This window comes from Mesorhizobium sp. M1E.F.Ca.ET.063.01.1.1 (genome assembly GCF_003998155.1).
In the GTDB taxonomy this organism is placed as follows: Bacteria; Pseudomonadota; Alphaproteobacteria; order Rhizobiales; family Rhizobiaceae; genus Mesorhizobium.
The window spans coordinates 1-896 of the sequence record NZ_RZSC01001312.1 but is presented as its reverse complement, the minus strand read 5'-3'; the positions used below and the strand labels follow the sequence as shown (position 1 = coordinate 896).

Annotated in this window: 2 protein-coding genes; both read left to right on the top strand. The window is 64.6% G+C overall.

Features of this window, described 5'->3' with window-relative positions; translation table 11 throughout:
• The coding region (locus tag EOA29_RS38190; protein WP_348628940.1) for a MarR family transcriptional regulator at positions 1-306 on the top strand (306 nt) is incomplete at its 5' end.
• An 88-nt stretch (positions 307-394) separates the two neighbouring features.
• Positions 395-896 (top strand): FHIPEP family type III secretion protein (locus EOA29_RS38185; protein ID WP_189479151.1); only part of this gene is annotated, 502 nt, incomplete at its 3' end.

Below are 896 nucleotides of genomic sequence, written 5' to 3'. Positions count from 1 at the left end.
CTGTCGGCCTATCCCGGCATCTCCAATGCCGATCTCGCCCGGCTCGCGGTGCTCACGCCGCAGACGGTAAGCGTGATCGTCGCCAATCTGGAAAAGGCCGGATCGCTCGTACGCAAGCCGCATGCGGTGCACGGGCGCATCCAGCATCTCGACCTCAGCGACAGCGGCCGCGCCTTGCTGAAGAAATGTCGCGAACGTGTGCAGCGGCTCGAAAGCGAACTGACGGTCGGGCTATCCGCCCATGAGGAACGCGCCGTCCGGCACTGGCTCGTCGTCGTCGCTACCGCGGACGCGGCGCAGCTGTAAACCGCCCCTCTCCCACCCTCGCGCAAGCTTGGCCGGCTACGGTCGGCGGCCAGCCTTTGTGCTGGGCAAGTCTGGATTCGAGGACGACATGGCGATCAGCGAAACAATCCCGTCCGGCGTGGTGGGCAAGAACGGCCGCGACGTCTTCTTCGCGCTCGGCATCGTCGTCATCCTGGCGGTGCTGTTCCTGCCGATCCCGGCGTTCCTCATCGACATCGGCCTTGCCTTCTCGATCGCGCTCTCGGTGCTGATCCTGATGGTGGCGCTCTGGATCCAGCGGCCGCTGGATTTTTCCTCCTTCCCGACCGTGCTGCTCATCGCCACGATGCTGCGGCTGTCGCTCAACATCGCCACGACGCGCATGATCCTGTCGCACGGCAATGAGGGCACGCATGCCGCCGGCTATGTCATCTCCGGCTTCTCGAAGCTGGTGATGTCGAGCGACTTCGTCATCGGCCTCATCGTCTTCATGATCCTGATCGTGGTGAACTTCATCGTCATCACCAAGGGCGCCACCCGCATCGCCGAGGTCGGCGCGCGCTTCACCCTCGACGCCATCCCCGGCAAGCAGATGTCGATCGACGCCGACC